We start from the raw sequence: 23516 nt of genomic DNA on the forward strand, positions 1-23516 counted from the left end.
GCCTCGCCCGCAGCCCCGACCGGTCACGATCCGGTGACGCGCTGTGCCGCCAGCCGTCCGGACAGCACGACGGGCGGGATCCCGACCCCCGGTGTGGTCCCGCAGCCCGCGAGCACGACGTTCGCCCGTCTGCGGGGCAGGTTGCGCGGCCGGAACGGGCCCGTCTGGGCGAACGTGTGCGCCGCCGAGAAGGGGGTGCCCGCGGCCAGCCCCTGCGCCGCCCAGTCCGCGGGCGTGACCAGCTCCACCGCCTCGGGCTCGACGTCGATCCCGCGGGCGGCGAGCGTGCCGAGCAGCTCGTCGAGATAGGCCGGGCCCAGCCGCGGCCAGTCGAGCGGCCCGGTGTCGAGGTTGGGGCAGGGGGCGAGCAGGAACAGCAGGTCGCGGCCGGGCGGGGCGAGCGACGGGTCGGTCGCCGTCGGCCGGGTGAGCAGCAGCGACGGGTCGCTCATCAGCCTGCCGCCGTCGATGATCTCGGCGAAGGTCCGCTCCCACGCCGCCCCGAACGAGATCGTGTGGTGCGCGAGGTCCGCCCCCTCGAACCGCACCGGACCCCGCACGGCCAGGTGCGCGACGACCGCGCTCGGTGCCCACCGCAGCGGCACCGGCCGCCGGGGTGCGCCGCCGAGGAGCCGGTAGGCCTCGGGGAGGTCGGTGGTGAGGACGACCGCGTCGCAGGGCTGGACCTCGGTCGCGGGGCCGTCGTCGGAGCCGCCCGGGTCGGCCGCCGCGTGCCGGACCCCGTCGACACGACCGTTCGACCAGGTCAGGCCGGTGACGCGGCGGCCGCGCAGGAACTCGGCGCCCGCGTCGACGGCCGCCGCGGCGAGCGCGTCCGGCACCGCGCGCATGCCGCCGCGCGGGAAGTACACCCCCGCGATGGTGTCCATGTAGGCGATCACGCCGTACGCGCCGAGGGCCTTCGCGGGCGAGACGCCCGCGTACAGCGCCTGGAACGAGAAGATCCGCCGGAGCCGCTCGTCGGGCAGGAACCGGTCGATCCGCGGGCCGAGCCTGCCGAACCCGCCGAGCCGGGCCAGCCGCAGCAGGTCGGGCCCGAGCAGTGACAGCGGCGAGTCCAGGTTCGCGCCGATGAACGTGTCGATCTCGGTGCGGTAGAGCTCGGTCAGCCACCGGCGCAGGTCGCGGTAGCCGCCCGCGGCCTCGGGGCCGCAGACCTTCCGGACCTCCGCCTCCATCGCGTCCGCGTCGGCGTGGACGTCGATCGTGGAGCCGTCCGCGAAGGCCGCCCGGTACGCCGGGTCGAGCCGGACCAGGTCCAGGCGCGCCGCGAGGGAGTCACCGACCGCCCGGAACGCCTCGTCGAGCAGCTCCGGCATGGTCAGCACGGTGGGGCCGGTGTCCATCCGGTAGCCGCCGGGCAGGTCGAGGCGCCCCATCCGGCCGCCGGGGTCGGTGCCGCGTTCGACGATCGTCACCCGGCGGCCCGCGCCGAGCAGGTGCAGTGCCGCGGTCAGCCCGGCCAGGCCCGCGCCCACCACGACGACGTGGTCGGTCGGTCCCGCGACCGTCCTCACCGGTGGCGGCGGGTGGCGCGGACGGCGAGCTCCTGCAGGGTCGTGGCGGCGGGCTCGGCGATCTCGGCGGTGGTCAGCGCGTCGAGCGCGGCCCCGGTCAGCGCGGCGATCCGCTGCTCGACGGCCTGCACGGCGCCGAGCTGCAGGAACAGCTCCCGCAGCCGCTCGACCCGCTCGGCGGACAGGTCCGGGTCCCCGAGCGCGTCCCTGATCTCGGTCGCGGCCGGTCCCGCCTTCTCCAACGCCAGCGCGACGAGCAGGGTCCGCTTGCCCTCGCGCAGGTCGTCCCCCGCGGGCTTGCCGGTGACGGTGGGGTCGCCGTAGACGCCGAGCAGGTCGTCCCGCAGCTGGAACGCCACGCCGATGTCCGCCCCGAAGCGGCGGTAGGCCGCGACGATCGACTCGTCCGCGCCCGCCAGCAGGGCACCGAGCTGCAGCGGCCGCTCGACGGTGTAGGCGGCCGTCTTGAACCGGTCGATGCGCAACGCGGCGGCGGGGGAGGAGTCCCCGGTTGCCTGGGTGTGCACGTCGAGGAACTGGCCGCCGAGCACGTCGGTGCGCATGCCGCGCCAGGCCTCGTGGCCGCGGTCGAGCACCTCGGCGGGCAGACCGGACTCGCGGTACAGGTCGTCCGCCCAGGTCAGGGCCAGGTCGCCGAGCAGGATGGCGGCGGCGGCGCCGAACCGGGCGGGCGGGCCGCACCAGCCGCCGTCCGCGTGCCTGCCCGCGAACTCGACGTGCACGGTCGGCTTGCCGCGCCGGGTGGCGGAGGCGTCGATCAGGTCGTCGTGCACCAGGGCCGAGGCCTGGATCAGCTCCAGGGCGGAGAGGGCGCGCAACACCCCGTCCGCATCGGGGCCCTCGGGGTCACCACCCGCGCCGCGCCAGCCCCACCAGGCGAAGGTGGGCCGCAGCCGCTTGCCCCCGCCGAGCACGAAACGGGTCAGCGCGTCGACGGCGTCGGCGAACACCGGGCCGATCGCCGCAGCGTCCTCCCGGCGGTGGGCGAGGTAGCGGGCGAGCTCGCGCTCGACACTCTCGCGCAGCTCGACGGAACCCTCCGGCTCGGTCTCCGGCAGGACGTGCGTCGGGGGATGAACCACACCGCGAGCCTATCGGCGGGATCCGGATGCGGCTCGGCGCTACTCTTTCCGTGTGACCACGCGAACCGCGCAGCCGCGCACCTCCGTGATCGATCGGATCGGCGCCCGAGACTCCACGGGTCCCGTCTTCTCGGTCGAGTTCTTCCCGCCCAAGGACGCCCGGGGGGAGGCCGAGCTGTGGCGGGCGATCCGCAGGCTCGAGCCCCTCGACCCGGCGTTCGTGTCGGTCACCTACGGGGCGGGCGGCTCCAGTCGCGACCGGACGATCCGCACCACGGCCCGGATCGCGTCGGACACCACGCTGGTGCCGATGGCGCACCTCACGGCCGTCTCGCACTCGCGCGCCGAGCTGCGGCACGTGATCGGCTCCTACGCCGCCGCGGGGATCAGCAACGTCCTGGCGGTCCGGGGCGACCCGCCCGGCGACCCGCTGGGGGAGTGGGCCCCGCACCCCGAGGGCCTGACCTACGCCGACGAGCTCGTCCGGCTGGTGCGCGAGTCGGGGTCGTTCTGCGTGGGCGTGGCCGCGTTCCCGTACGGGCACCCGCGCTCGGCGGACCTCGACGCGGACCTCGCCCGGCTGCTGGCCAAGATCAGGGCAGGCGCCGACTTCGCGATCAGCCAGCTGTTCTGGGAGCCGACGGGCTTCCTGCGGCTGCGGGACCGGCTCGCGGCCGCGGGGTGCGACGCGCCGCTGATCCCCGGGATCATGCCGCTGCTGTCGGCCAAGACCATGGCGAAGGGACCCGAGCTCTCCGGCGCCCCGCTGCCCGCGGGGCTGGCCGAGCGGATGGCGCCCTACGCGGACGACCCCGCCGGGTTCCGTGCCGCCGGGCTCGACCTGACCACCGAGCTGTGCCAGACCCTGCTCGCCGAGGGCGTGCGAGGGCTGCACTTCTACACGATGAACCGGTCCCCGGCCACGGCCGACCTGGTGGGGCGCCTGGGTCTCGGGCGGACCGCGGTCAGCGCCTGACCGGCGGGTTCCGGGTCCGGCGGGCCAGCACCACCACGCCGACCACGGCCAGCGCCACCACCACGGCCAGCCCCACGGTCCAGGCGGCGACCGACGGGGCCTGCGGGTCGGCGTAGGCCACCACGGCGTTGACGTCCCCGACCTCGCCGGGGGTGAACGTCCAGCTCACGGTGCCCGCCTCGGAGTCCCCGTTGGTGTCCAGGACCTCGCCGGGGAAGCTGACCTTCAGCTGGAAGTCCGCCCGGTCGACCGGCACGGTGGTCAGGTCGGCGGCGCCCTCGAGCACGATCCGGTCGCCCGCCCGGCGCAGGGTGATGTGCGTCCGGTCGCCCGCCCCGGCGACGACCCCGGTGAGCTCGGAGACCTGGGCGAAGCTCAAGCCGCTGAAGCGCAGGACCGAGCCGGTGTAGCCGTCCTGCGCGTACTGCGAGACGTCCACGTCGAGGGACGGCGGGATCGTCAGCTCGGGGCCCTTGTCGCCGGGCAGGGCGACCACGATCTCCCCGGCCACGGTGTCGTCGGGCTGCACGGCGAGCGCGGCCTGCACCCGGGCGCACCCGCCGAGCACCACGACGGCCGTGACCATCAGCAGCAGGATCGCGACGGCACGGCGGTAGGGCGAGCGAGGCACGGGCTCATCGTGCCAGGCGGGGGCGGGCGGGTCGGGGACGTGGGTGCTGTGTCGGCGTCCTTCGCCCCGTCCGGGTCAGCTCCGGGCCGGCGGCGGGTCCAGGGGCAGGGTGCGGCCGAGGACCGCGAAGGGGCGGCCGTCGCCGGTGAAGCGGTGCTCGCGCAGCACGTCCTCGAAGCCGAGGCGCCGGTAGAGCCGCCAGGCACGGCCGGGTGGGCGGGGGGCGTGCTCGGGGGTGGAGAGCAGCACGCGCTCGTGGCGGACGCCGTCGAGCAGTGCCCGCAGCATGCCCTCGCCGAGGCGGGAGCCCTGCGCGTCCGGCCGCACGTGGAGCTCGGTGAGCTCGAAGTAGTCCCGCAGCCAGTCCGGCTGGCCGGGGTCGCGGGACATGCCGCGCGCGGCGAGCCCGCGCCGGACCTCCTCGAACCACCACTGGCCCGGCCCGCCCGAGTAGCCGTAGGCGATGCCGATCACGTGCCCGCCGGGGTCGAGCCAGCCGGTGCAGCGCCAGCCCGGCCTGCGCGAGTGCTCCATCCACAGGGTGCGGCGCTGGCGTGCGGTGCCCGGGGGGTAGCCCATCGCGGACACGTAGACGTCCAGGGCCTCGGCGAGGTGGTCCGCCAGGTCGACCGACGACAGCGGCACCAGGCGCGGACGGGCGGGTGCGGCGGTCATCGCGCCATCTCACCACGGAAGCGGGCCGGGCGCGGTCGGGACCGCCGTTTCGTCGGTGCGCGGTCGGGGACGGGGCGCGCGGGCGGCTCGTTCTGTCGGTGCCCGCTGGTAGACCCCCGTGCATGACACCTCGGCTTGACGGCGGCGTTCGAACGCGCTGTACTGGACGGGTCGAACAGATGTTCGATCCAGGTCGGCCCCGGGGACGGAGTGGGGGAAGCACTCCAGCCCCGGGTCGGTCTGCGGTGTCCGTACCGGTCCCCGCCCGCCCGCACGGGCGGGGTCCGGTGCCCAGATCCTGTCGGCCCCACCGGATCCCAGCCGGCGTGGCCGGCTCGAGGGGGTCGTCCCATGAGTACGTTCGCTCGGCTGTTCGGGCCGCGGGAGCCGGCGGCGGTCTCGGTCCGCTGGCTGGCGGGCGAGCCGGTGGAGTTCGAGCGCAGACCCGCGCGTCGCGGCTCGCGGTTCCTGGTCACGGACGTCCGGGAGCGGTGGATCGAGGAGTCCCCGTGGCCGTTCCCGTCGCCGATGCCGGTGGGCGGCGACCGGATGCGGTGCTGGCGGGTCGAGGCGCGGTCGGCGGAGTCGCCCCAGGAGCCCGCGCGGGAGTTCGTGCTGCGGATGCGCGCGGGCCCCGGGGTGTGGGACCTGGTCCGGGTCCCGGACCCGGAGTGAACGAGACGAGCGAGACGAGTGGGATGGAGGAGCAGCGATGACGGTCACGATGGAACGGGCGCCCGGCGCCCCGGTGTCGAAGGCGGCCCTGGCCCTGTTGCGGCAGGCCGCGGAGTGCCTGGCGGACGGACAGCGGTCCCCGGAGCCGCTGCTCCGCTACCCCGCCGCGTACCTGGCCGCCCTGCGCGCCGGTGCGGCGGTGCTGGCGGTGCGCGCCGTGCCGCAGCAGCGGCGCGGCAGGCCGCGCAGCGTGTGGCAGGTGCTGGCCGAGGTGGCGCCCGAGCTGGGGGAGTGGGCGGCGTTCTTCGCGGCCTGCTCGGACACCCGGGCGGCGGCCGAGGCCGGCATCTCGCGGCTGGTCGGCCGGCGCGAGGCGGACGATCTGCTGCGCCAGGCCGAGCAGTTCGTCGGCATCGTGCGGGAGCTGCTGATCGACCGGTAGCGCCCGCCCCGCCCCGCCCGTCTCGCGCCCGTCAGTCGGGGCTCTCGACCTCGTCGAGGTTGAAGGTCTCGATGTCCAGGACGAAACCCCGCACCCGGGTGTCGGGGTGCAGGAACGGGTCGTGGCGCAGCTGTCGGATCCCGCGGCGGACGCTGACCACCGGGTCGTGGAAGGCGTGCGTCCGCCAGGGCGGCCGGATCCCGGTCTCCTCCGCCAGCTCCTCGGAGAACTCCTCGTCGGTGAAGGTGGCGAGCCCGCAGCCGCTGTGCTGCACGAGCAGGACGTCCCTGGTGTGCAGCTTGCGCTGGCTGATCGTCAGCGAGCGGATGACGTCGTCGGTGACCACGCCGCCCGCGTTGCGCAGCACGTGCGCCTCGCCCAGCGCCATGCCGAACAGCGCGAACACGTCGATGCGCGAGTCCATGCAGGTCACGATGGCGATCTTCAGGGACGGGGGGACCGCGAGTCCCTCGGCGTTCGCCGCGGCGAGATGGCCACCGCCCGCCTCGTAGCGGCGCAGCAGCTCCTCGTTGCCCCCCTCGGGGCCCAGCTCAGTGCTCATCCGGGCAATGAACCACTGATCGGCCCCGAAGGCATCACCGCCGGCTGAGACGCCGGCCACGGCGGACGGTCCTGATAGCCTCCGCCCGACCAGCGACCAGGACGTACGGAGACGATGGCGGAGATCGACCCGGTGTCGGAGACGGAAGTCGGTGCGCCTCGTGCGGGGGCGGACGTCCCCCGGGTCACGGTCGCGCCGCTCTACCGGGTCAAGGCCGAGTTCTTCAAGACCCTGGGGCACCCGGTGCGCATCCGGGTCCTGGAGCTGCTGAGCCTGCGCGACCACGCGGTGGCCGAGATGCTCAAGGTGATCGACACCGAGCCGGCCAGTCTGTCGCAGCAGCTGGCGGTCCTGCGGCGGTCGGGTCTGGTGCGGGCCAACCGTGAGGGGTCCACCGTCGTCTACTCGCTCGCCCATCCGCAGGTCGAGCAGCTGCTGGACGTGGCCCGGTCGATCCTGACCGGTGTGCTGGCCGGGCAGGTCGAGCTCCTCGACGACCTGCGTGGCCGCCCGCCGGTCGCCGACAGAGTGCGCGCGACCGAGGACTGACGCGGAACCTCGGCCCGCTGCCGGCGTGGGGCGCGCCACCCCCGCCCCCCGGGATTGCAATTATTTGCATATACTAAACCGGTTGAGGGGGGTACCGGTGAGTCGATGCGAGGACCTGAGCCTCGTGGTCCTGACCGATCACGACGGGGGTTCGCCGCCGGACCTGGGCATCGGGACGGCAGGCTCGACCCTGTTGCTCCCCGCGGCCGAGTTGGGCGACGGAGCCGGCCTGTCCGCCTCAGTGGTGGAGCGCGAGGGGATCCTCGCCTACGTGGCGGCCGAGGGCGCCGAGGCGGACGTGGCCGCCCGCTCGCTGGCGACCGTGCTGCCCGGGCCGGTGGTCACCCGCGGGGCGGCCCGCGCGGTCGGGCTGTGCCTGGGTGCGCTGATGCACCTCCGGAGCGTGCAGCGCGACCCGCGCTTCTCCCGCACCCTGGTCGTCGGCGCCCGGGGCGCCGGCGCGCTCGTGCCCCTGCTGCTGGCCTGCGGCGTCGCGGACCTGTCCCTGTGGAACGTCGAGGACGACCGGTGGCTCCCGCTCCGGACCGCGGTCCGTGACGTCGACGTCGTCATCGACCTCGTCGGTCGCGTGCGGGCCGCCGGGGTCGACCAGGACTGCGCCGTCGGCTCGGTCATCGAGGCGGACCGGTTCGATCCGGACGTCGCCCTCGCCCCGGCCCTCCTCGCCGGGCTCGCCGACGCGCGCACCTCGCTGCGCGGCGAGCCGCCCGCGCGGCTGCTGCGTGACGTCGTGGACGCCGTCCTGACCGCGGGTGTGGGGCGGGACTGGTCGGCGGCCCTGCACGATCAGCGCACCGCGGAGATCGTGCGCCGAGCGGTCCGGCAGGGTCTCGGCGGTGCCTGACGCCCCGACCGGCACCCGGCGCGGTCGGTGGCCCGGTCGACCCTGGGCGGTCGCGGGCCGGAGACTGCGCGCCCTGCTGCCGCGGCGCGGCGACTACGACCTGCGGCCGCGCACCGTGCGCGCCGACCTCGTCGCCGGTGTGACGGTCGGTGTGGTGGCGCTCCCGCTGGCCCTCGCCTTCGGGGAGAGCGCCGGGGTGGGACCCGCGGCCGGGATGGTCACGGCGGTCGTGGCGGGCGTCGTCGCCGCCGTCTTCGGCGGGTCCGGCCTGCAGGTCTCCGGTCCGACCGGGGCGATGGCGGTGGTGCTGGCCCCGATCGTCGCGGCGCACGGCGTGGGCGCGGTGGCCGTGGTCTCCGCCCTGGCCGGGCTGTTCGTGATCCTCGCCGGGGTGCTGCGGCTCGGCGGGTTGGTGTCGAACCTGCCGTGGCCGGTGGTGGAGGGGTTCACCGTCGGGATCGCCTGCGTGATCGGCCTCCAGCAGGTCCCGGCGGCGCTGGGACTGGCCGCCGAGCCCGGTCACGGCGTCCTCCCGACGGCGTGGACGGCCCTCGGTCGGGCGTTCTCCGGGCCGGACCTCGCGCCGCTGCTCTGGTCGGTGGGCACCGTGGCGGTCGTCGCCGTGATCATGGTCGGTGCCCCGCGCCTGCGTCCCGGCCTGCCCGGCTCCCTGGTCGCGGTCGTGGTCGTCACCGTGGTCGCCGAGGTGGCGCATGCTCCGCTGCGTCGCATCGGCGTGCTGCCCCAGGGACTGCCGTCCCCGACGCTGCCCACGCTCGACCCGGCCGCGCTGTCCCCGCTGCTGGGCGCGGCGCTGGCGGTGGCCGCGCTCGCCGCGGTCGAGTCCCTGCTCTCCGCCCGGGTTGCGGCCTCGATGGCCGGCGCCCGCGGGGCCTACGACCCGGACCGGGAGCTGGTCGGCCAGGGGCTGGCCTCGGTGGCGGGCGGTCTGTTCGGCGGCATGCCCGCGACCGGGGCGATCGCCAGGACGGCGGTGAACGTCCGGTCCGGGGCCCGCACCCGGCTGGCGGCCGTGGTGCACGCCGCGGTGATCCTGGGCGTCGTCTACCTCGCGACCGGTCCCGTGTCGCGCATCCCCTCGGCCGCGTTGGCGGGCGTGCTGCTGGTGACGAGCGTGCGGATGGTGTCGCTGCCGACCGTGCGGGCGGTGCTGCGCTCGGGCCCCTCGGCGGCGCTGTCCTTCGGGGTGACCGCGCTGCTCACGGTCGTGCTGGATCTCGTGCAGGCGATCGAGATCGGGCTCGTCGTGGCGGCCTTCCTGGCGCTGCGCCGCCTCGCGCGCGACAGCGGCGCCCACCGCGAGGCCGTCCCGGGCCCGGAGCGACCCGAGGACGGCGAGATCGCGGTGTTCCGCCTGGAGGGCGCCCTCTTCTTCGGCGCCGCGGAACGGATCTGCGACGGTGTGCTGCGCCGGTGTGTCGCGGACCGGCCGCAGGTGGTGGTGCTGCGGATGTCCGGGCTGTCCATGGTGGACGCCTCGGGCGGTCGGGCGCTGCGCGAGCTGGTCCTGGCGCTGGACGCGCTGGGGACGACCGTGCTGTTCAAGGGGCTGCGCCCGGAACACCGCGGGCTGCTCGGCCGGACCGGCACGCTGGAGACCGTCGACGGTGCCCACGTGGTCGACGACCTGGGCGTCGCCGTCGACCTGGCCCGCTCCCACGTCCGCGCGGATCGCGACTCGTGACCGGGTCGGGCCGGAGCCCACCGGTCGGCACCGCCCGCCGAAAGCCGAGCGCACAGCCGCGCGTCGAGAGAAGGAACCCCTCAATGACCGAGAACTCAGAACAGCGGCGGCACGCCGCGACCTCGCGGGCGGACCGGTTCGGCCCCTGGCTCGAATCGACGCCGAGCCGCGAGGTGATGGCGGCGGTCGAAGGATCGCTGCACGCCGTGGCCGATCGCCCGGTGCGGTTGGCGGAGGTCTTCTACCGGTACCTGTTCGAGATGGCCCCCGCGACGCGGGCGATGTTCGCCGACGACATGTCGGACCAGATGCAGAAGATGACCGACACCCTGCTCGACGCGATCGCGCGGCTCGTGCGCATGGACACGGCCGAGCTCGAGATCGTGCTGTACCGGTTGGGCCAGGACCACTACGAGCGCTACGCCGTCGAGCCCGACCACTACCTGTACATCGCGCACGCGCTGACCCGGGCCGTGCGCGAGGTGGCGGGCTGGGACTACAGCAGCCGCCTCAGCTCGAGCTGGATCTCCCTGTGCCAGTGGGTCACCGGCCACATGATCCGGGGCGCGCGGGCCGCCATCGCGGCCGAACGGCCGCACCCGCAGGCGCTCGCGGCGATCCCGACCCCCCGCCCGGCGCCCCGCCACGACCAGCGGGTCCCGCGACGCGCGCGGCGCCTCTCCGGCGCCTGACCCGAGCGATCGCCTCGACCCTGCCGGGTACGCCCGCTCGAGGGCGACACGACGGCGGAGCCCGCCCCCCGGGGCGGTCTCCCGCCCGCCCCTGCACGACAGCCGGAAGGACAGCTGTGACCACGGCCGCTCACCTCACCCCGGCCGGACGATGCGCGCGCCCCGCCGCGCCGCGCACCGTCCCGCCCCCGCGCCGCGAGCCCGCTGCGGGCGTCGACCCCGCGGCGGCCCGCGAGTTCCTCGAACAGTTCCATGCGGAGACCCGAGCGGGACACGGCCTGCACGCCCGGGTCGACCAGGTGCTCGCCGAGATCGACGCCACCGGCACCTACCGCCACACGAGCGACGAGCTCGGCTTCGGCGCCCGGGTGGCGTGGCGGAACTCGGCCCGCTGCATCGGGCGGCTGTACTGGAACGGGCTGCACGTCCGGGACCGCAGGACGGTCACCGGGGCGCGCGAGATCGCCGAGGAGTGCGTCGCCCACCTGCGCCACTGCACGCGCGGTGGCCGGATCCGCTCGACCATCACCGTCTTCGCGCCCGACGGTCCGGACCGTCGCGGCCCCCGCATCCACAACGAGCAGCTGATCCGCTACGCGGGCCACCGCCGCCCCGACGGGAGCGTGTGGGGGGATCCGCGCGGTGTCGCGATGACCGACGAGGCCATCGGTCTCGGCTGGGTGCCACCGGCCGAGCGGGGGCGCTTCGACGTGCTGCCCCTGGTGGTGACGGACGGACAGGGCGAACGGGTCGTGCACCCGCTGCCGTCCGACGCCGTGCTCGAGGTGCCGTTGCACCACCCGGAGCACGCCTGGTTCGGCGATCTCGGCCTGCGTTGGCACGCCGTGCCCGCGATCAGCGACATGACCCTGGTGATCGGGGGCGTCCACTACCCGGCGGCGCCCTTCAACGGCTACTACATGGGGACCGAGATCGGCGCCCGCAACCTCGCCGACGTCGACCGCTACGACCAGCTGCCCGTCGTCGCCCGCGGCCTGGGGCTGGACACGTCCTCGGACCGCACGCTGTGGAAGGACCGGGCGCTGGTGGAGCTCGTCCGCGCCGTCCACCACTCCTTCGACGAGGCGGGGGTGAGCCTGGCGGACCATCACGGCGAGTCGGAGCGCTTCCTCCTCCACGTGGCCCGGGAGGAGCGGGCGGGCCGCACCTGTCCCGCGGACTGGAGCTGGATCGTGCCCCCGATGTCGGGCAGCACCACCCGGGTGTTCCACCGCTACTACGCCGAGCCCGACCCCACCTCGCAGCCCGCCTTCCTGCCCCGCGCGTCCGCCCCACCCCGGGCGGGCCGCTGAACGACGCGGCGCCGGGACGCGAGAGCCTCGTACGGGGTACTAGATCCGCGAGCGGGACCGGAGCAGTCGACCGAGCAGCGCGGTGAACACCGCCGACACCTCGCGGGCGCCGGGGGTGTCCCAGCGCTGGATCGGCAGGCAGGCGCCCTGGGCCTGCTGCACCGCCGAGCGGTCGGGCAGCACGCCGGAGAACACCAGCGGGCCGAACAGCTCACGGAGCTCGGCGATGCGGTAGTCGTGCTCGGCGTTGCGCGGGCGGACCCGGTTCACCAGCACGCCGAGCGGCTGCAGCGCCTCGTTGCCCCGCTCCCGCTCGGCCTGCACGGCGTCGAAGGCGCGCTGTACCCCCGACACGGCGAACATCGTGGGGTCGGTGACCAGCAGGGCGCGGTCCGCGGCCGCCAGCGCGCCACGGGTCAGCTGACCCAGCGAGGGCGGGCAGTCGATGATCACCAGCTGGTAGGGGTCGCCGGGGGTCTTCTCGGTGCGGCCCAGGCTCGACCCCAGCTCCGGGTCGTCCAGTCTGGACAGCGCCCGGCGCAGCCGCTCGAGCTGCTTCGTGGTCGGGTCGGGATGGTTGTGCCGCTCGTTCTGCTCGGCGCCGACCAGCACGTCGAGGCCCTCGCCCCACGCGCTCGGGGCGATCGCCCGGCGCAGCGCCGAGCGGCTCGGCTCGTCCAGCACGTCCGCGATGGTGCCGGTGGTGGGTTCCACGTCCAGCGCGATCGTGGCGTTGGCCTGCGGGTCCAGGTCGACCAGCAGCGTCGGGATGCCGTGCGCCAGCGCGGCGCCGGCGAGACCGAGCGCGACGGTGGTCTTCCCGACCCCGCCCTTCAGACTCAACACGGCGACGACCTGCACGGCGATCAACCTACCGTCTCGCCCCGCCGGCCCGGTCCCCTACGCTCGCGGTGTGAGTGCGGCGGCGGGGGAGACCCTCGGGACGGTCAGTGGGGCCGCGGTCCGCCGCGTCCTCGACGCGGAGGTCGCCCGCGCCAGGGCCGCGCGCCCCGGCGTCCCACCCCGGGTGGTGGACGCGGGCGGGGGCAGCGGGTCCTGGGCCGTGCCGCTGGCGGTGGCCGGGTGCGCGGTGACGGTCGTCGACGTGAGCCCCAACGCCCTCGCCGCGCTCGAGCGCCGCGCCCGCGAGGCGGGGGTCGACGCGCTCGTCACGCCGGTCCAGGGCGATGCGGACCAGCTCCTCGAGGTGGTCGGCGAGGCGGGTGCGGACCTCGTGCTCGGGCACGGGCTGCTCGAGCTGGTCGACGACCCGGCGCGCGCGACCGCCGCCCTGGCCGCCGTCGCCGCGCCCGGCGCCGCGGTCTCGGTGCTCACCACCAGCAGGCACGCCGCCGTGCTGTGGCACGTCCTCGCGGGCAGGCTCGACGAGGCCCGCGCGGTGCTCACCGACCCCGACGGCCGCCACGGCCCGGGGGACGTGCTGCGCCGCCGACTCGACGGCACCGCCCTGCGCGCGTTGCTCGAGGACACCGGCAGGCTCCGCGTCGAGCTCGTGCAGGGGGACGGCGTGCTGGAGGCCTGGCTGCCCCACACGGTCCGCGAGGGCGGCCCCGCGGCCGTCCGCAGCGTCGCCGAGCTGGAGGAGCTGACCGCGGGCGTCCCGGCGCTGCGGGAGGTCGCGGCGCGCCTGCACGTGCTCGCCCGGGTCGTCGCAGACTGAGGGCGGAGTGACATCGGTCACCTTTCGACCGTTTCGCGGCGGCCGTTCGGAGATCCGTTCGTCCGGGATGTGACCTCCGGGTAGTGAGGCGGGCCTCCACCTCGTATCCTCTCCCTCAGAGGCCCTTCCTGGGCGCTCGTCCCACCGCCCCAGCACCCGGGTGGCGGGGCACCCGTGACCCGTTGTGCCGGAGGACGTCATGCCCCTCTCCGAGCACGAGCAGCGCCTGCTCGAACAGATCGAGCGTGCTCTCTACGCCGAGGACCCCAAGTTCGCCTCTACCGTGCGTGGCTCCAAGCTGCGCAGACCGAGCCGCCGTCGGCGGCTCCAGGGCATCGCGCTGTTCGCGGTGGGTCTGGTGCTGCTGGTCGTCGGAGTGGCCGTGGCGCCGCTGCGCGATCTCGTGGGCGCCCTACCCGTCGTGAGCGTGGTGGGTTTCCTCGCCATGCTCGCCGGGACCATGTTGGCCATCAGTGCCCGCGGTGCGGGCAAGGGCGGCGACCCGTCGGGTGAGAAGCAGGCCGAGCCGGACCGCAACCGGTTCACCGGGCGCATGGAGGAACGCTTCCGTCGCCGCTTCGAGCAGGAGTGACCTGACCGGGAGAACGTGACGAGCCGCGGCCCAGTGCCGCGGCTCGCTCCTTTCTCCGGGCTCTCACGCCACCGGGGTACGGCTCCGGTGCAGTGCCGCGACCAGCGAGCGGGGCAGCAGCCGCGCCGTCCAGGAGCGGCGGCCCGAGCGGGCGACCGCGCCCAGCACGTCGTCGAGCGGGCGGGTCAACGCCCCGCGGGCCGGTGGCTCCTCGCCGTACCACTCGGCCTCCACCAGGCGGACGACCTCGCGCAGCGAGTCCTGCGTGCGCTCGTCGAGATCGTGGCGGCGCACCAGGTCGCGGGCCCCGCTGCGCACGGTGTCCCCGGGCTCGGGGGCGCCGCCGTGGTCCTGCGAGGTCGCGAGCAGCTCGTCCCAGGCGGCCCGACCCGCGCCGGGGCCGCCCGCGGCCGCCGCGCCGACCCGCCTGCCCCGCAGGGTCCGGCGCACCACGAACGGCGCCGCGAGCAGGGCGGCGACCAGCACCACGAGCAGGGGGACCGCCACGGGGAACCCGCCGTCCTCGGCGACCGGGGTGGGCTGCGGGACGTCCTGGGGGGCCTCGACCTGCGGTGCCTCGGGCGCCGGGGGCACCTCCTGGGAGGGGACCTCGTCGGCCGGGACGGGCGGCGCCGCCTCGCCGGGACCCTCGCCGCCGACCGCCTCCTGCACGTACGGCGGCACCACGGTGCGGCCGTCGGTCAGCGGGGTCGGGTCGAAGGTCGTCCAGCCGTAGCCGGGGAACCAGGCCTCGACCCACGCGTGGGCGTCCCGGGTGGAGACCGACCGGTAGCCGTCTCCCTCGGTGCCCGCGGTGAACCCGACGGCCACCCGGGCCGGCACCCCTTGGGTCCGCAGCATGACCGCCATGGCGGAGGCGTACTGCTCGCAGTAGCCCGCCCGCCCGACGGTCAGGAACTCGACGAGCGCGTCGTCGCCGTTGCCGGGCGCGGTCTCCAGGCTGTAGCGGAAGGCCGACTGCGGACCCGTGAAGTACTCGACCAGCGCGACCGCCTTGTCGAAGTCCGTCCCGGCGCCGCGCGTGGCGTCCGCCGCGATCTGCGCGACCCGCGGGTCGACGCCGGTCGTGTCGCGGTAGACGGGATCGACCCGTACCGCGCCGGACGCCCGGCGCAGCTGGTCCGCCGTCGGCGTCGGCAGCACCCCGGTCTGCTGCCAGGTCGACTCCTCGCGGGGACGCTGGCTGTAGGCGATGCCGCTGGACTGGTCGTAGGCCCACCGCTCGGCCTCGACGCCGCTCACCGAGTCCGGCTGCCCGTACACCGGCAGCCAGTAGTCGCGGAACCCGACGTTCTCGACCGTGACCTGCAGCGGGTCGCCCGCGGGCGCGTCCGGGGTCAGCGGGCCCGCGAGCGGGACGCCCGGCCGCGGGGTCGCCGCCGACCAGCCCCGCGCCGGGTCGTAGGTGGACAGGGTCAGGGCGCGCAGGTAGGTCGGGCGCGGCAGCCCGGTCGTCCGGAACAGCTCGACGGGGTCGTTCTGGGTGAGCTGCCCCCGCAGCGAGGTGAAGGGGTTGAGCCCGATCGCCCCGCCGCCGCTCCCGCCGCTCCCGCCCGTCGCGAAGCGGCCCTCGGTGCCGACGAGGGTGGCCGCGCCGCCGAGCGCCAGGCCCAGCACCGCCGCCACCGCGACCACGACGACACCCCCGGTGACCAGCGCGGACCCGCGCCGGAACGCCCCGTCCCTGGCGACGAGCAGCAGCCCGTACCCCGCCGCGGCCAGCGCGACGGTCCACCAGGGCAGCAGCTCGGCGGACAACGCGGCGGGCACGGCGACGACGCAGAGCAGCGGGACCCCGCCTGCCGCGGGCGCGTCCGCGGACACCGAGATCGCGTGCACCGCCACCGCCAGCACACCGAAGGCGGCGGTGATCAGGAACAGCATCCCGGGCGTCGGGACGACGGGCGCGATGCCGGAGTCGATCTGGCCGCCCGCCTCGCGGAGATGGTCGCCGAAGGCCGCGAACGTGCCCGGCCCGGGCAGCAGCCCCTCGCCGAACAGCGCGGACAACGCGACCAGTAGCCCCGCGAGCTGCGCGAACGCCACCAGGGCACCCGGCAGACGCTGCAGCGCGATCCCGAGCGAGACGACGACCGCCACCGCGATCGCCGCGTCCGCGATCCACTGCCCTCCCTGTACGACCGCGACCATGCAGGACCCCGCGAGCAGCACGGCGACCCCGCCCGCCAGCGCCGAGACCCACCGGATCCGCGGCGCACCAGCGGGCTGCGGGGGCGCGGGCCGCTGCATCGTGGACGTGCTCATCGCCGCGCCCCGTGATCAACAGGGGGTGAGGGTTGGCGGCGCGGGATGCCCTGAGCGCCTGTTGATCTCCAGCTCGCAAGATCACCAGGGGCTGAGGGCGGAATCCGCCGGGCACTCCGACCCTGAGCGCCTGATGATCTCCACCGGCCGTGGTCAGCAGGCGCTGAGGGCTCGTGTCCGAGCGGCCGGCTCATCGCGCCCCCACCGGAGCGCCCGCGACGAGGGCGGACCAGGCCTCGGCGGGGGTGGTCCGCGCCGTCGCGACCGTGACGTGCCAGCCCGCACGGCGCAGGACCTCGGCGGCGGCCGGCTCGGAGGCAGGCGCGCCCGCCCAGGTCGGGGTGTCGAGCAGGATCGCGTAGCCGCCGCCGGGGTGGCGGGCGGCGAGGGCGCCCGCGTCCTCCGGGGTCAGGGCGCCGAGGACCGCGACGACGTCTCGGCCCGGGGCCGTGGGCGGACCGGACAGGTCGGGGCGGGCGACCGGGCGCAGGACGGCGAGGGCGTCGAGCAGCGGGTCGAGGCCGGCTCCGCCCGCGGACGAGGCCGGGTCGGCGAGCGGCACGCCGTCCTCCGTCACGATCTCCAGGGGTTCGCCGCGCCGGATCAGGTGCGCGGCGATGCTGGCGACGAGCGTGACGGCGTACTCCAGGCTGGCGCCGGTGCCGTGCCCGCGGTGGGCGTGGTCGCGGCGGTCGAGCAGCAGCGAGACGCCGGCGTGCCACGGCCGCTCCTCGAGCCGGACCATCAGCTCGTCGTGCCGCGCGGTGCTGCGCCAGTGCACCCGGCGCAGCTCGTCGCCCTGCCGGTAGGTGCGGACCATGACGTCCGGGCTGCCCTGGCCCTGCTGCGCCGCCGCGCCCGGGATGCCCTCGCCATTGCCCAGCGCGCGCGGTGCCCCGCGCAGCGGCACGACCTGCGGCACGACCAGCAGCCGGTCCGCCGGGATCATCTCGCGGGTGAACTCGGCGAGCCCGAGCGCGCCGACCGCGCGCCCGGCCAGCGGCCCGATGCGGTGGGCCCCGCGTAACGGCGGGACCAGCGGGTAGGTGACCCGCGCGCCGCGGGAGCCGATCCGGTGCACGGTGAAGCGCGGGGGAGTGGCGGGGACGGGACCGGCGGCGTCCGGCACGGTGTCGGCCAGCCGCAGCGCGCCGAACACCGGCCCGCCGCTCAGGTCCAGGGCGACCTGGGCGGACCCGCCCGCGGACACCCGCTCCGGCGCCAGGGTGCGGGTGACCTGCACCGCCCGCCGGGTGCGGATCGCCAGCAGCAGCGAGACCACGGGCAGCAGGCAGACGAACAGCCCGATCCGCAGCAGGTCCCGCTCGTCGAGCACGAGGGCGCACACGGCCGTCGCGATCCCGCCTGCGAGGAGGCTGCGTCCGCGGACGGTCAGCCCGATGCGCTTCACGCGCGGGCGGGCGCGCGGACCGGGATGCGGGACAGCAGCCCCCGCACGACGTCCGCCGCCGTGGTCCGTCCCTCGCCGGGCGCCAGCGACAGGCGGTGCGCGACGACCGGGACGGCGATGGCCTGCACGTCGTCCGGGACGACGTACCCCCGACCGGCCAGGGCGGCCTGCGCCCGCGCGGCCCGCACCAGGTGCAGGGTGGCGCGCGGCGAGGCGCCGAGCCGGATCTCCGGCTGCCTGCGCGTGGCGCCGATCAGGTCGACGCAGTACTGCCGCACCTCGGGGCCGACCCGCACCCGGCGGACGGCCTCGATCACGCTGCGCACCATCCGGGCGTCCGCGACGGGGCGCAGCTGCTCCAGGGGGTCGGCGCCGGCGTGCTCGTCGATCATGGCGAGCTCGGCGGCCGGGTCCGGGTAGCCGACGGAGATCCGCGCGGTGAAGCGGTCCCGCTGCGCCTCGGGCAGGGGATAGGTGCCGTCCATCTCCACCGGGTTCTGGGTGGCGACGACCATGAACGGGCTCGCGAGCTGGTAGGTCCCGCCGTCCACGGTGACCTGGTGCTCGGCCATGCACTCCAGCAGCGCGGACTGGGTCTTGGGCGAGGCGCGGTTGATCTCGTCCGCGATCACGACGTTCGCGAAGACGGGCCCGGGCCGGAACTCGAACTCGTTCGTCTGCCGGTTGTAGACGCTCATCCCGGTGATGTCGCCGGGCAGCAGGTCGGGGGTGAACTGGACCCGGCTGACCGACGCGTCGAGCGAGCGGGCGAGGGCCTTGGCCAGGGACGTCTTCCCGACGCCGGGCACGTCCTCCACCAGGAGGTGGCCCTCCGCGAGCAGGGTCACCAGCGCCAGCCGGACGACCTCCGGCTTGCCGACGATGATCCGCTGGACGTTCTGGGCGATCCGACCGGTGAGGTCCGCGACGGCCCCGAGCGGCGGCGGCTCGGGCAGGTCGGAACCCGCGGGGGCGCCGGGACGGCTGGTCGTGGTCAAGCCTGCTCCAGAGTCTTCGAGCGGTCTGCGGTACCGGGTGCTGCGAGACGACGGTGCCCCCCAGTGTGTCAAAACCCCGCGAGGCGCGTCCCCCGACCGGGTGTACGGCCGCCGAGCGGCCCCGCGGGCGCCCCGCACCACCGGCCCCCGCCACCGCCCCCCACAGCCACCCCCACACCTCCCCACCCCCGTTCCCCACTTCGCCCCCCGAGGCTCCCCACCTCGCCCCACGCCGTCGGATGCGATCCGCCGACCTGGGCTTTCTCCGGAGCCCCCGCCGCGAGCCCGGATCGGGAGCCGGAAATCCCCCCACCACCCCCCACGTCATCCGACCTGCTGAAACGTCTCCGTGTACCTCCAAAGTGGGCGCGCTTCGCCTTGCGTGTGGGGGGAAGTGGGGTACTGTGGCCCGTGTTGGAGCGAGACGGGGCTCCGAGATGAGGTGATGTGGGTGTTCCTCGGCACCTACACGCCTCGGCTGGACGACAAGGGTCGGCTCACGCTGCCGGCGAAGTTCCGAGACGAGCTGCGGGGCGGGTGCATGGTCACGAAAGGGCAGGACCACTGCCTCTACGTGTTCACCCGCGAGGCCTTCACCGAGATGGCCACCAAGGTCGCCGCGGCACCGCTGACCAGCGAGTCGGCTCGCGCCTTCCAGCGGAACCTCTTCTCGGGAACCGACGAGCAGAACCCCGACGGCCAAGGTCGGATCGCGATCACCCCCGAGCTGCGCCGGTATGCGGGGCTCGCCAAGGACTGTGTGGTGATCGGCGCGTTCACGCGCGTCGAGATCTGGGACGCACAGGCCTGGCAGGCCTACCAGGAGCAGCACGAGGACGACTACGCGAAGGCGCAGGAGGAGGTTCTGCCCGGTCTCATCTGACACCGGAGAGAGGCACGATCCGTCGCCGCCTCGACCCGGTCGTCGCGTCTCCCACCCCGGCCCGACGGCCCTGGCGCACCTTCCCCGGTGCCAGGTCCGTCGGGCGGAGTGGGGGCCGCGGCGGCCGGGTGGGGGCGGCGACACACACCCGCCGGGCTGGGGAGCCGGGAGGGTGCCACCGCGGCCTGGGACGCGTGCGTCCCGGGCCGCAGGCATGACCGCTGCGTGTGCGGGCACGCAGGGGAGCACGACTCGTGGGGCGGGAGGTGAGCTGGTGGACGACGCGAACGCATCCCACCGGCACGTCCCGGTCCTGCTGAACCGGACGCTGGAGCTGCTGGCCCCGGCGCTGGAGAACCGGCCCGCGGTCGTCGTGGACGCCACCCTGGGGCTCGGTGGCCACTCCGCGGCGCTGCTGGCCGCGCACCCGCAGCTGACCCTGGTCGGGCTCGACCGGGACCCGCAGGCCCTGGAGATGGCGGGCAGGCGGCTCACCGCATTCGCCGACCGCACGCACCTCGTGCACGCGGTCTACGACGAGATCGCGGACGTGCTGGACGGCCTCGGGCTGCCGCGGGCCGACGGGGTGCTGTTCGACCTCGGCGTCTCCTCGCTGCAGCTGGACGCGGACGAGCGCGGCTTCTCCTACTCCCGGGACGCGGACCTCGACATGCGGATGGACCCCACCCGGGGCCCGACCGCGGCGGACGTCCTCAACACCTCCGCACCCGGCGACCTCGTCCGGATCCTGCGCGAGTACGGCGAGGAGCGGTTCGCCGCGCGGATCGTGTCGCAGATCGTGAAGCGGCGGGAGACCCGGCCGTTCACCCGCAGCGCCGAGTTGGTGGAGCTGCTCTACGCCGCCGTGCCCGCGGCGTCCCGGCGGACCGGGGGACACCCCGCGAAGCGGACGTTCCAGGCGCTGCGGATCGAGGTCAACGGCGAGTTGGAGGCCCTGCGTCGGGCGCTGCCCGCCGCGCTCGGGTCGCTGTCGGTGGGCGGGCGGATCGTCGTCCTGTCCTACCACTCGCTCGAGGACCGCATGGTCAAGCGGGAGCTCGCCGCGGGCGCGGCCTCCCGCACCCCGGTCGGGCTCCCGGTGGAGCTGCCCGGCCACGGCCCGGAGCTGCGGTTGCTCACCCGCGGCTCCGAGCCCGCGACACCAGACGAGATCGAGGACAACCCGCGTGCCGCCTCCGTGCGGTGCCGGGCCGCCGAACGCATCCGGGAGGCCGCACCGTGAGTGCACCCGTGAAGACGCCCACCCGGCCGCGCCCCCGGGTCTCGGTCGACTGGAAGGGCACCGAGGCACCCGCCCGGCGCATCCCCGCCCAGCGCGGGGCCGTCACGATCCCGGCGCCGCGCAAGGGATCGCAGAAGGGTGCCCAGAGGGCCTACGCACGGCGGGACGAGCGGGTCCGCCGCGCCGCGCCGAAGCGGGCGGTGCCGAAGAAGGCCACCCAGGTCGGCACCGGCCGCGCCCAGTTCGTGCTGCTCATCATGGGGCTGTTCGCGACGGGCCTGGTCCTCACCCTCTGGCTCTCGACGGCGGCCGCCGCCGACTCCTACGCCCTGCAGCAGGCCCGCACCGACGCCCGCACCCTCACCGAGCAGTCCGAGCGGCTGCACCGCGAGGTCGCGGCGATGGAGTCCACCCCCGCGCTGGCCCAGCGCGCGGCGGACCTCGGGATGGTCCCGGTGCAGGACCCGGCACGGCTGGTCGTGGCCCCCGACGGCGGCGTGACGGTCGTCGGCGAGCCCCGCGCCGCCGTCGGGCACGCGCCGGTGCCCGCGGCGAACCCGATGCCCGCGCCGGACGCGGGCCCCTCGCAGACGGCGGTGGACGCGGGCGCGGCGCAGGCCGACCCGCCCCCGGCCGCCCAGCCGGACCCGGCGCAGGCCCAGCCCGACCCGGCTGCGCAGGCGGCCCAGGACGCTCAGGCCGCCCAGGACGCCCAGGACGCCCAGAACGCCGAGGCCGCCTCCCAGCAGGCCCAGGAGCAGGCGGTGCAGAACCCGCAGCAGCCGGGCGGCGCCTGATGGCCCTGCTGCCACCGCGCGCGCGTCCCCGGATGCAGGGACGGCCACAGAACGGACGGAAACCGGCAGGCCCGCCGCGCCGCACCCCGCCGCGCAGGCCCGCCTCGAGCGCGGGCATGCCCCTGCGCCGGTTCCGGATCGGCAGGCTCGTGCTGATCCTGCTGTTGCTCGCCAGCGCGATGCAGCTCGTGCTGATCCAGACCGTGCGCGCGGGCGACCTCACCGCGAGCGCGGAGAAGCAGCGCACCACCCGGATCACGATCGCCGCCGAGCGCGGCGCGATCACCGACCGGAACGGCAACCGGCTGGCCTTCTCGACCGAGGCCCGCGCGCTCGTCACGAACCCGCGGCTGATCTCGTCGATCAAGAAGGACCAGGCGCCCGCGTACAAGGCGGACATGGCCCAGGCCGTCGCCGAGGCGACCGGCGGGGACCCGAACGCCCTGCGGGGCCTCCTCGACGCGGACCGCGGGTACGTCGTGCTGACCACGTCCGCGGACCCGGACGTCGCCCGGGCGCTGCGCGAGCGGTTCCCCGAGATCGCCGAGGAGAAGCGCGAGGCGCGCCAGTACCCCGCCGGGAACCTGGCCGCCAACGTCATCGGCGCGGCGAGCTGGAGTGCCGACAACCAGAAGCTGGTCGGCCGGGTCGGGCTCGAATCGTCCGACGACGGCGTCCTCGCCGGCACCGACGGCTTCCAGATCGTGGACACCGCGGAGGGCAGCGACACGGTGATCCCGGGCAGCACCCGGGCCCAGGAGGCGGCCGTGCCGGGCTCCGACGTGGAGCTGACGCTCGACTCGGACCTGCAGTACGTGGTGCAGCAGAAGCTGCAGGACTACGTGGCGAAGACCGGCGCCCGCGGCGGGTCCGCAGTGGTGCTGGACGCGAAGACCGGCGAGGTCCGCGCGATGGCGAACGGCACCACGTTCGACCCGCGGAGCCTGGGCACCGCCGATCCGGCCACCCTCGGCAACGCCGCGGTGTCCAGCCCGTTCGAGCCCGGCTCCGTCAACAAGATCGTCACGATGGCGGGTGCCCTGGAGTACGGCATCGCCAAGCCGGACGACGTCCTGGACGTCCCCGGCAGCATCAAGGTCGCGGACCGCACGGTCCACGACGCCTGGAACCACGGCCTCGACCACTACACGCTGACCGGCGTGCTGGCGAAGTCCTCCAACGTCGGCACGATCATGACCGCCGAGCAGCTCGGGGCGGACCGCTTCTCGGACATGCTGGCGCGGTTCGGGATCGGCCAGCGCACGAACGTCGGGCTGCCGGGGGAGAGCGCGGGCTCGGTCCCCGCCCGGGAGTCCTGGTCCGGCTCGACCTTCGGCAACCTGCCCATCGGGCAGGGCCTGTCGATGACCGTGCTGCAGATGGCCGGGATGTACCAGGCCGTGGCGAACGACGGCGTCCGCATCCCGCCGCGCATCGTCGCCGCGACGATCGGCCCGGACGGCTCCCGCACGGAGGAGCCGCGGCCCGATCCCGTGCAGGTGGTGTCCCCGCAGACCGCGCAGCAGCTGCGGACGATGCTCACCGCCGTCACGCAGAAGGCGCCCGGGGGCAACTCCGGCACCGGCTACGCGGCGCAGGTGCCCGGCTACCAGGTCGCCGGCAAGACCGGCACGGCGCAGCAGGTGGACCCGAGCTGCGGGTGCTACGCCTCCTCGACGTACTGGATCACCTTCGCCGGGATGCTGCCCGCGCAGAACCCGAACTTCGTCGTCGCGATCATGCTCGACGCCCCCGGCGGCGGCACGAGCGCGGCCCCGCTGTTCCACGACATCGCCTCCTACCTGGCCCAGCAGGAGCGGGTCCCGGTCGGCGAGCCCGCCCCCGTGCAGACCCTGGTCGTGCCCTGAACCTGCGAGCAGCGGCGCGGGGCGGTCTCGG

Annotated in this window: 23 protein-coding genes; 14 read left to right on the forward strand and 9 right to left on the reverse strand. The window is 75.4% G+C overall.

The window, feature by feature from the left end:
- Window positions 1-23: 23 nt before the first annotated feature.
- The gene (crtI, locus tag L3X23_RS06120; protein ID WP_237191142.1) at window positions 24-1538 is read right to left on the reverse strand and encodes a phytoene desaturase family protein; all 1515 of its coding nucleotides are present in this window, start codon (window positions 1536-1538) and stop codon (window positions 24-26) included.
- Window positions 1535-2641, reverse strand: coding sequence for a polyprenyl synthetase family protein (locus L3X23_RS06125; protein WP_237191143.1), 1107 nt, complete (start codon window positions 2639-2641; stop codon window positions 1535-1537). The genes crtI and L3X23_RS06125 overlap by 4 nt, the downstream gene beginning before the upstream one ends.
- Window positions 2642-2693: 52 nt before the next feature.
- On the opposite strand from L3X23_RS06125, the gene L3X23_RS06130 reads away from it, so the two are divergent.
- A complete protein-coding gene (locus L3X23_RS06130) occupies window positions 2694-3617 on the forward strand; it encodes a methylenetetrahydrofolate reductase (RefSeq protein WP_237191144.1) in 924 nt (307 codons plus the stop codon).
- Here the strand turns inward: L3X23_RS06130 and L3X23_RS06135 are convergent.
- Complete coding sequence (locus L3X23_RS06135) at window positions 3607-4248, reverse strand: DUF3153 domain-containing protein (RefSeq protein WP_093075689.1); 642 nt, start codon at window positions 4246-4248, stop codon at window positions 3607-3609. The genes L3X23_RS06130 and L3X23_RS06135 overlap by 11 nt on opposite strands.
- A gap of 75 nt (window positions 4249-4323) precedes the next feature.
- Entirely contained in the window at window positions 4324-4923 is a 600-nt protein-coding gene (locus tag L3X23_RS06140; RefSeq protein ID WP_237191145.1) for a GNAT family N-acetyltransferase, read from the reverse strand.
- A gap of 351 nt (window positions 4924-5274) precedes the next feature.
- On the opposite strand from L3X23_RS06140, the gene L3X23_RS06145 reads away from it, so the two are divergent.
- Window positions 5275-5598 carry a hypothetical protein gene (locus L3X23_RS06145; RefSeq protein ID WP_093075684.1) on the forward strand — a complete coding sequence of 108 codons (324 nt, stop codon included), beginning with the start codon at window positions 5275-5277 and terminating at the stop codon, window positions 5596-5598.
- A 37-nt stretch (window positions 5599-5635) separates the two neighbouring features.
- Complete coding sequence (locus tag L3X23_RS06150) at window positions 5636-6040, forward strand: SAV_6107 family HEPN domain-containing protein (protein ID WP_093075682.1); 405 nt, start codon at window positions 5636-5638, stop codon at window positions 6038-6040.
- 31 nt (window positions 6041-6071) lie between these two features.
- Here the strand turns inward: L3X23_RS06150 and L3X23_RS06155 are convergent, their stop codons facing one another.
- Window positions 6072-6602 (reverse strand): carbonic anhydrase, encoded by a 531-nt coding sequence (locus L3X23_RS06155; RefSeq protein WP_093075679.1) that lies wholly within the window; start codon window positions 6600-6602, stop codon window positions 6072-6074.
- A 114-nt stretch (window positions 6603-6716) separates the two neighbouring features.
- Here L3X23_RS06155 and L3X23_RS06160 point away from each other — a divergent pair, with 114 nt between their 5' ends.
- The 5 genes from L3X23_RS06160 (at window position 6717) to L3X23_RS06180 (ending at window position 11726) form a co-directional block, all read left to right on the forward strand.
- Complete coding sequence (locus L3X23_RS06160) at window positions 6717-7151, forward strand: helix-turn-helix transcriptional regulator (RefSeq protein ID WP_255733904.1); 435 nt, start codon at window positions 6717-6719, stop codon at window positions 7149-7151.
- Window positions 7152-7248: 97 nt separating this feature from the next.
- Window positions 7249-8016, forward strand: a complete 768-nt coding sequence (locus L3X23_RS06165) for a hypothetical protein (RefSeq protein WP_237191146.1) — start codon at window positions 7249-7251, stop codon at window positions 8014-8016.
- On the forward strand, window positions 8009-9721 hold the full coding sequence (locus L3X23_RS06170) for a SulP family inorganic anion transporter (RefSeq protein ID WP_237191147.1): 1713 nt from the start codon (window positions 8009-8011) through the stop codon (window positions 9719-9721). The genes L3X23_RS06165 and L3X23_RS06170 overlap by 8 nt, the downstream gene beginning before the upstream one ends.
- Before the next feature lie 83 nt (window positions 9722-9804).
- Window positions 9805-10413, forward strand: a complete 609-nt coding sequence (locus L3X23_RS06175) for a globin domain-containing protein (RefSeq protein WP_237191148.1) — start codon at window positions 9805-9807, stop codon at window positions 10411-10413.
- A 116-nt stretch (window positions 10414-10529) separates the two neighbouring features.
- Window positions 10530-11726 carry a nitric oxide synthase oxygenase gene (locus L3X23_RS06180; RefSeq protein WP_237191149.1) on the forward strand — a complete coding sequence of 399 codons (1197 nt, stop codon included), beginning with the start codon at window positions 10530-10532 and terminating at the stop codon, window positions 11724-11726.
- A 39-nt stretch (window positions 11727-11765) separates the two neighbouring features.
- Here L3X23_RS06180 and L3X23_RS06185 read toward each other — a convergent pair whose 3' ends face one another.
- On the reverse strand, window positions 11766-12587 hold the full coding sequence (locus L3X23_RS06185; RefSeq protein WP_237191150.1) for a ParA family protein: 822 nt from the start codon (window positions 12585-12587) through the stop codon (window positions 11766-11768).
- 52 nt (window positions 12588-12639) lie between these two features.
- Between L3X23_RS06185 and L3X23_RS06190 the strand changes: the two genes are divergently transcribed.
- Both L3X23_RS06190 and L3X23_RS06195 read left to right on the forward strand, forming a co-directional pair.
- On the forward strand, window positions 12640-13407 hold the full coding sequence (locus tag L3X23_RS06190; protein ID WP_237191151.1) for a methyltransferase domain-containing protein: 768 nt from the start codon (window positions 12640-12642) through the stop codon (window positions 13405-13407).
- Between the two features lie 199 nt (window positions 13408-13606).
- Complete coding sequence (locus tag L3X23_RS06195; RefSeq protein ID WP_237191152.1) at window positions 13607-13999, forward strand: DUF3040 domain-containing protein; 393 nt, start codon at window positions 13607-13609, stop codon at window positions 13997-13999.
- Between the two features lie 63 nt (window positions 14000-14062).
- Here the strand turns inward: L3X23_RS06195 and L3X23_RS06200 are convergent, their stop codons facing one another.
- The 3 genes from L3X23_RS06200 to L3X23_RS06210 all read right to left on the reverse strand — a co-directional run bounded on the left by L3X23_RS06200 (window position 14063) and on the right by L3X23_RS06210 (window position 18652).
- Window positions 14063-16285, reverse strand: a complete 2223-nt coding sequence (locus L3X23_RS06200; protein ID WP_237191153.1) for a DUF3488 and transglutaminase-like domain-containing protein — start codon at window positions 16283-16285, stop codon at window positions 14063-14065.
- A gap of 190 nt (window positions 16286-16475) precedes the next feature.
- Complete coding sequence (locus tag L3X23_RS36020; RefSeq protein ID WP_237191154.1) at window positions 16476-17696, reverse strand: DUF58 domain-containing protein; 1221 nt, start codon at window positions 17694-17696, stop codon at window positions 16476-16478.
- Window positions 17693-18652, reverse strand: coding sequence for a MoxR family ATPase (locus L3X23_RS06210; RefSeq protein WP_237197936.1), 960 nt, complete (start codon window positions 18650-18652; stop codon window positions 17693-17695). The genes L3X23_RS36020 and L3X23_RS06210 overlap by 4 nt, the downstream gene beginning before the upstream one ends.
- A 493-nt stretch (window positions 18653-19145) precedes the next feature.
- On the opposite strand from L3X23_RS06210, the gene mraZ reads away from it, so the two are divergent.
- The 4 genes from mraZ to L3X23_RS06230 all read left to right on the forward strand — a co-directional run bounded on the left by mraZ (window position 19146) and on the right by L3X23_RS06230 (window position 23485).
- Window positions 19146-19577 carry a division/cell wall cluster transcriptional repressor MraZ gene (mraZ, locus tag L3X23_RS06215; RefSeq protein ID WP_176921139.1) on the forward strand — a complete coding sequence of 144 codons (432 nt, stop codon included), beginning with the start codon at window positions 19146-19148 and terminating at the stop codon, window positions 19575-19577.
- 274 nt (window positions 19578-19851) lie between these two features.
- Window positions 19852-20820 carry a 16S rRNA (cytosine(1402)-N(4))-methyltransferase RsmH gene (gene rsmH / locus L3X23_RS06220; protein ID WP_237191155.1) on the forward strand — a complete coding sequence of 323 codons (969 nt, stop codon included), beginning with the start codon at window positions 19852-19854 and terminating at the stop codon, window positions 20818-20820.
- Window positions 20817-21617, forward strand: coding sequence for a hypothetical protein (locus L3X23_RS06225; RefSeq protein WP_237191156.1), 801 nt, complete (start codon window positions 20817-20819; stop codon window positions 21615-21617). The genes rsmH and L3X23_RS06225 overlap by 4 nt, the downstream gene beginning before the upstream one ends.
- 32 nt (window positions 21618-21649) lie before the next feature.
- Window positions 21650-23485 (forward strand): penicillin-binding protein 2, encoded by a 1836-nt coding sequence (locus L3X23_RS06230; RefSeq protein WP_237191157.1) that lies wholly within the window; start codon window positions 21650-21652, stop codon window positions 23483-23485.
- The last annotated feature ends 31 nt before the right edge of the window (window positions 23486-23516 follow it).

The sequence above is a fragment of the Pseudonocardia sp. WMMC193 genome (assembly GCF_021728735.1).
GTDB lineage: Bacteria > Actinomycetota > Actinomycetes > Mycobacteriales > Pseudonocardiaceae > Pseudonocardia > Pseudonocardia oroxyli.

Excerpts from the sequence above, each read along its gene's own strand:
- L3X23_RS06140 (WP_237191145.1), bottom strand. The coding sequence starts at position 4,923 with ATGACCGCCGCACCCGCCCGTCCGCGCCTGGTGCCGCTGTCGTCGGTC.
- L3X23_RS06145 (WP_093075684.1), top strand. The coding sequence starts at position 5,275 with ATGAGTACGTTCGCTCGGCTGTTCGGGCCGCGGGAGCCGGCGGCGGTC.
- L3X23_RS06150 (WP_093075682.1), top strand. The coding sequence starts at position 5,636 with ATGACGGTCACGATGGAACGGGCGCCCGGCGCCCCGGTGTCGAAGGCG.
- L3X23_RS06155 (WP_093075679.1), bottom strand. The coding sequence starts at position 6,602 with ATGAGCACTGAGCTGGGCCCCGAGGGGGGCAACGAGGAGCTGCTGCGC.
- L3X23_RS06160 (WP_255733904.1), top strand. The coding sequence starts at position 6,717 with ATGGCGGAGATCGACCCGGTGTCGGAGACGGAAGTCGGTGCGCCTCGT.
- L3X23_RS06175 (WP_237191148.1), top strand. The coding sequence starts at position 9,805 with ATGACCGAGAACTCAGAACAGCGGCGGCACGCCGCGACCTCGCGGGCG.
- L3X23_RS06195 (WP_237191152.1), top strand. The coding sequence starts at position 13,607 with ATGCCCCTCTCCGAGCACGAGCAGCGCCTGCTCGAACAGATCGAGCGT.
- L3X23_RS06200 (WP_237191153.1), bottom strand. The coding sequence starts at position 16,285 with ATGAGCACGTCCACGATGCAGCGGCCCGCGCCCCCGCAGCCCGCTGGT.
- L3X23_RS06230 (WP_237191157.1), top strand. The coding sequence starts at position 21,650 with ATGCAGGGACGGCCACAGAACGGACGGAAACCGGCAGGCCCGCCGCGC.